The sequence below is a fragment of the Okeania sp. SIO2B9 genome (assembly GCF_010672505.1).
Lineage (GTDB): Bacteria > Cyanobacteriota > Cyanobacteriia > Cyanobacteriales > Microcoleaceae > Okeania > Okeania hirsuta.
Genome location: NZ_JAAHGK010000314.1, coordinates 1 through 6,406 on the forward strand (window position 1 = coordinate 1; position 6,406 = coordinate 6,406).

Genomic DNA, 6,406 nt, shown 5'->3' on the forward strand with positions numbered 1-6,406 from the left:
TATTCTCCCTATTACCTCCCTATTCCCTCCCTATTCCCTATTAATTATTACCAAGGACTGCTAACAAGAGTAAATCCTGACCAATAGAAAGGATGAGAAAAGTTAATTTCTCCCAATCCTTGTAAACTCTCAGGTAAAGATATTTCACCTCTAGAAAACTTTAATCTTTCATTCCTGAGCAATACATCTCCTTGAATCATTTTAATTTGAGTTTGTCTAATTGCTTCAGCTTTACTTGGTGCTGTTTTTAACTGTTCATAAAATTCACTCATTAAGGCTAAAGTTCCAATATCATTAACGTACCACAAACTTGCTAATACAGACTGAACTCCTGCTTCTAAAGCTAATCCAGCAAAACCTAACTCCACATCTCGATCTCCAACGGCAGTTTTACAAGCACTTAAGACTAATAATTCAGCCGGAGGAGTGTTCCAAGCAATCTCTTTTACTTTGTCTAAATGGAGTTGAGTATCCCAAAATTGAATGTAAGAATTTTCAGGTTTTCCAGGCTGAAATTTTGCATGAGTTGCTAAGTGAATAATATTAAAAAATTGAGAGGAAAGTTGATTTTTTAAGTTTTCTAAAGTGAATTCCTGATTGAGAAATAATTTTCCAGGCCAACCTTGAGAAATATTTTGAGGTGAGATACTTTCTGTCAGGTTTTCATCAACAATTGTTGAGAGTTCAACTGGAACTGCTGGTAAAGACTTTTGTGTCTGAAATTCTGATGCCCCCATGGCTAAAATTCTAGCTTTTTGAATGGGAGTATAATTAGAATCAATTAAATTAAATGCAGGAATAATTGCCAGACTATATTTTTCTACTAAAAATTTTTTTCCATCGTGTAATGCGGCTATTGGTAGAGTACGCAAACCTTTTCCTAAACAAAACAATATTGTGTCTATTTTTTCTGCTTGGAGATTTGCTGCAAAGGGTTTAATAATCCATTCATAGAGTTGTTGAGCCTGATTTAAGTAAAAGTCTGCAAAAAGCAGCTGAGGATTAGTGATTTCATTTTGAAATAATTTAACTGCTTGAATCAGGGTTTCGTATTTGATAAAATCAAGGTCTTTAACTAGAGGTTTTTTTCCAGGATAAATAAAGACTAAATGTAAATATTCTGGTTCGGGTATCGCCCAAAATACGGCTGGTTTTATATTACTTGTTTGGCTAATTTCTAACAATTTTTTAGCAATATCATCACCAGTTTTTGAAACTTTAGAAAAATCTCGATCAAAATAAGCCTCAAATTCTTTTTTTAGCCTTTCTTCCATTTTCATCACTTTCTCTGAGACAGTTAGATTTATGTCTTGAGAGACAGTTTTTTCTGAATTAAAAGTGAGAATAATAATCAGGGAAAGAATAAATATAAAAATTGTCATACTGACTTTATACTTATTCTTAAAAGAAAAGATTTTCTCAAACATATACAGTACCTTGTTTAATATCTTGGTAAGGATTCAGTTATTACAGGTAAGTATTTCCTGGGTCATGCCAGGCAAACAGTTTTTTTATAGTGTTTTACTCGTACTTTTAACTCTAGTTAAACTCTAGTTCAATTCTAATTCCACCTCTAAAAACAAAAAACGCAAAATATAGAGTAATTTGGTAAATTTGTCAAAAATTTGACGCTATATATAAAAAATCGCTACACTCGTAATTTGTTGCTTATTTCCAAAAAATTCTATTTTCTATTTAACTATGGTACGAGAACTAGAAAAAGTAGATCATAGGGAGTTCCCAGAAACAGCTCCCACTGCTAATCCAGTATTTTATCGAACTTATAGCCGTAAAACAGAAAATGGCCGTGAGACTTGGGTCGAAGTATGCGATCGCACAATTAATGGCCTGAGAAAATTAGGTCAACTTACCCCGGAAGAAACGGACTTACTGTATCGGATGCAAAGTCAACTAAAAGCCATGTCCTCTGGCCGTTGGTTGTGGGTCGGTGGCACAGAATGGATTACACAACCACAAAATTTTTCGGGGGCCTACAATTGTTCGTCCACAAATATAATGGACTGGCGTGCCTTTGGTCTATTAATGGACTTAGCAATGATGGGTTGCGGTACTGGAGCAGTATTAGAAGGAGATTATATAAATCAACTGCCACCAATTAGAAATCACTTAAATCTGATATTGCGGGGTGAAATTGGTTCTACTCCTGCTGAATTACGTCGGGAGTTGACAGAACTAAAATTTGATGGAGACCAGGTAGAAATTTATGTTGGAGACAGTCGTCAAGGTTGGGTAGGTTCATATCAAGCTTTGTTAGAATTGTCAACCGATGAACGATTTTCCGGTGAAGTCAAAGTCATTATTGATTTGAGCGATGTTAGACCTGCGGGAGAACAGTTAAAAGGATTTGGTGGTGTTGCCAACCCGGTGAAATTGCCAGACTTGTATCAACGTTGTGGGAATATTTTAAATCAAGCAATTGGGCGGCAATTAAATTCTGTGGAGTGTTGCCTGCTAATTGACGAAGCAGCAGTCACAATTGTCGCCGGAAATATTCGCCGCTGTTTACCTGAAGGTGCTTTAGTACATACAGCATCAGGGTTAGTACCCATTGAAAAAATTCGGATAGGCGATCGCGTCTTAACCAGCAAAGGATTTTACCCTGTGACAAATTTTTTCAACCAGGGTACTCAGTCTTTATGTCGCATTCAAACAGAAGACGGATATTTTGAATGTACTGCCGATCATAAAGTTGCCGTGCTGCAAGATTTGTATGGTAACTATAAAATGATAAAAGCTAAAGACTTGCAAGAGGGCGATCGCTTGATTTTTGTGCCTCAAGCAATACCTGGTACTCCCACCGAACTCCCTGAGTTAAAAGGTGTAACCTCCCATGGTGCTAAAGCAATAACAGTACCTGCTCTTACCAATGAGGTTGCTTATTTTCTGGGATATTTGCATGGAGATGGATCGGTTGCTTCAGATGGATGGCAAGTCAGGTTTTGGGTTCCCCAGGATAGTCCGGAAATTCTGGAACGACTGATTAATGTTGCTCAAGAATTTGGTTTGGAAACACATACACTGAGAACCCCAGAACAATGTAAAACCAAAGCTTATGAACTTCAGTTAAATAGCAGCATTCTGAATAAATATCTTTCACAGTTTAAACAGTCATTTACTTCTATTACGATTCCTGACTGTATTCTGATGGGAACAACAGAAATTCGTCAAGCTTATTTAGCTGGTTTAGCAGACGCAGATGGTTGTCATTCTCAGGGCGTACTGGTAGCTTCTGTTTACCAAGATTTTCTGCAACAGGTGCAAGCATTATACGCATCTTTAGGAATCACCACGAGATTGTGTGGTTCGGTGCGCAAGCGAACTGGAAAGTGGGAAGGTGAGTTAGTAACTGTAGGAGAGAGTGCTTTTGAAGCAGTAGAAAAAGTAATGATGACTTACTCTACTCAGTTTCCAGTGCAAAAACGTAATCGCCCTAAATTTTTCCACGATCACGGGTTTCCCTGGGAAATGGCTCAACCTTCAGTGAATACTTTTGATTGGAATAATCGCAAGCAGATGATGGTTCGCACTGTCAAGAACTTTATCGCCGATGCTACAGATTTGATTCCGGTAAAAGTGAAAAAAGTTGAGATGGATGTGACAGAAGCATCAACTTATGATATTGAAGTTGCCAGTATCCATGAATTTGTTTGTCAGGGAATTTTAGTAGCGAACAGTGCCGGAATGAGGCAGGGCAATAGTAGCGATCGCCTGTTTGCTGTAGCGAAGGATAATCTCTGGCGACAAGATGAAAACGGTAACTGGGGAATTGATCCAGAAAGAGATGCTCTGCGAATGGCAAATCACACCCATGTTTTCCATCACAAACCAACATTAGAAGAATGTGTTGAGGCAGTGAGAAAACAGTTTTATTCTGGTGAAGGTGCTATTCAGTGGGCAGGTGAAGCAGTTGCTCGTGCTAATCGCGATCTACTTTCAACCCCAGAAATAAAGAGTGATTTTATTAACGCTTATGGAGAAAATAATGCTAAAAAATGGTTTCAAGAACACTATCCAAATATTAGTAATGATGAACTGGAACATCGGTTAGCAAGATTAGGGTTAAATCCTTGCCATTCTGGGGATACTTTAGTTTCTACAGACCAAGGGTTAATTCCGATTCAGGATTTGGTAGGTAAACAGTTTAAAGCATTGGTGGATTTGCGTTCTGTCGGTTTATCTGGTGTGAAGTTAACGGATGCGATCGCTTTTGCGACGGGAGTTAAAACTACCTACAAAATTATGCTGACTAATGGAATGCAAATGCGATGTACAGCAGACCATCAACATTTTACGAGTCGAGGTTGGGTTAGCACTCAAGATTTAACTAATGATGACAATATTTATGTTCAGAGAGGAGCAGGTTATTTTGGCAAAGGTACTATTTCTGTTGCTCAAGCTCAAATGCTTGGTTGGTGGTATGGAGATGGATATAATGTTAGGATAAAAGCTCGTAGTAATGGTCATGGAAGGAAGCAAGACCACTTTGCTAAAGGGTTTGTTTTTAACCAAGATGAGTATGAAACTGCCAACAATATTGTAGGCAAAGCGGTTGCATCAATTACAGGAAGAGAATATGTAACTACACTGCATAAAGGAGTCTATGAATTCCGAACTCAATCTCCTAAATTAGAAAAGTTTTTTGCCGATTTAGATATAGTCGGAAAAGAAGAACTTCCTAATAATTTTCTGAGTCAATCTCAGGAAGTTTTAATTGGCTTTTTACAAGGAATTTTTAGTGCAGATGGCACAGTAGATAAAGATTCCATAAGAATTAAATTAGCCATGGTTTCGGAAAAACTACTCCAACAAATTCAATTGATTCTATCTAATTTAGGAATTATTAGTACAGTTAGATTAATTAGGAAAGAAGGTTACAGAGGTGTTCCTTATACAACTGTTGATGGAACTGAGAAAATTAGCTTAGATCGAGGCAGTTATGGATTATTTATCTCTACTTTTAACTTCAATTTATTTCAAGAATTAATCGGCTTTCCACTATCGCCAAGTAAGAATATTAAAGCTGAAAAATGGTTAAAAAAACCATTGCCTAATTATTGTGAGTCAACTATTAATTCTAAGTTTACTTCAAAGGTGAAAAAAGTTGAAGAATTTGGAGAAGAAGTTGTTTATGATTTGCACGTTCCTTTAACTAATTCTTTCATTGCTAATGGTTGTTTAACTCACAATTGTGGAGAAATAATTGGCTCTAACTTCCACTGCAACTTGTCAGAAATTCATCTGAATCAAATTGACCCAAATAACCATAAAGAACAGGAGGAAGCTTTTACTGCTGGCGCCCTTTCTGTGGCAACTTTACTAAACCATAAATTCCTCGAACCTCGCTATAATTCTAGTCGAGAATTAGACCCTATTGTAGGTGTTTCTTTTACTGGTTTATTTGACTTTTTTGTAAAAGCTTTTGGCATTGAATGGTTGCGTTGGTGGCAAGCAGGTCGTCCCGCAACAATTCAAGGTCTAGAGTTTAAACAACAGGAAGCAGAATATTTAACCCGTTGGCGCGAAATAGTACATCAGGTAGTGTGGGATTATTGCGATCACCACAACCTCAAACGTCCAAACCGTTGTACAACAGTTCAACCTAGTGGCACTAAGTCTCTGTTAACAAACGCTGCTCCCGGTTGGCATCCACCTTTTGGGTTGCGGTGGGTGCGACGCATTACTTTTGCCAAAAATGACCCCGTAGCATTAGCTTGTCTTGACTATGGTTATTCTGTAATTCCAGGGCAGTCAAGCAAAGATGAAAATGGAAATTTACTGAACGATCCTTTTGACGATCGGGCTAAAGAATGGTTAGTAGAAATTCCAGTACAGGTATCTTGGATAGATTTACCTGGGGTTGAAGAGATTACCATTGAGAAGTTCAGCGCTACTGCGATGTTTGACTTTTACATGGGAGTACAACAACATTGGACAACTCATAACAGCAGTAGCACCATTTTATTAACGGAAGCAGAAATTGAACCTCTTGGCAAACGTATTTATGAAGCAATTCGTGATGACGAGGGTTATATTTCCTCAGCGTTGTTAGCGCGGTTTGATGCACCTTTCCCCCGGTTGCCATTTGAACGCATATCTCAGGAGGAATATGAAAAAATGCAAGAGGATGTATTGCGTCGTCGCAAGTCCGATAATTTTTCCGAGCTGATGAATGGTTATGTGTTAGCTAGTGAGTTGCCAGAGATGGGACCTCAAGACCCCGCTTGTTCTGGAATGGTTTGTGAATTGAAAGCTTCGGAACCTCAAGTTAACTAAAATTTGTAGCTGTAGGGATTTATGGCTGGATATCTTTCATATCTGTCCACCCTACAATGTTTGGTATTAGTGCATTGTCATGGTATAGATAGCGGGAGCAAGATGCTCCCAC

The 6,406-nt window shown here is 38.0% G+C and carries 2 protein-coding genes; one reads left to right on the forward strand and one right to left on the reverse strand.

All coding sequences use genetic code 11. From position 1 onward, the window contains the following. Nucleotides 1-47: 47 nt before the first annotated feature. Entirely contained in the window at nt 48-1,382 is a 1,335-nt protein-coding gene (locus F6K13_RS13035; RefSeq protein ID WP_240041548.1) for a CHAT domain-containing protein, read from the reverse strand. Nucleotides 1,383-1,701: 319 nt separating this feature from the next. On the opposite strand from F6K13_RS13035, the gene nrdJ reads away from it, so the two are divergent. Further along, nucleotides 1,702-6,294 (forward strand): ribonucleoside-triphosphate reductase, adenosylcobalamin-dependent, encoded by a 4,593-nt coding sequence (gene nrdJ / locus F6K13_RS13040; RefSeq protein ID WP_124154336.1) that lies wholly within the window; start codon nt 1,702-1,704, stop codon nt 6,292-6,294. Nucleotides 6,295-6,406: the final 112 nt, after the last annotated feature.

Bases quoted from the DNA above. Each gene is read 5' to 3' on its own strand.
- F6K13_RS13035 (WP_240041548.1), bottom strand. From the start codon at position 1,382: ATGACAATTTTTATATTTATTCTTTCCCTGATTATTATTCTCACTTTT.
- nrdJ (WP_124154336.1), top strand. From the start codon at position 1,702: ATGGTACGAGAACTAGAAAAAGTAGATCATAGGGAGTTCCCAGAAACA.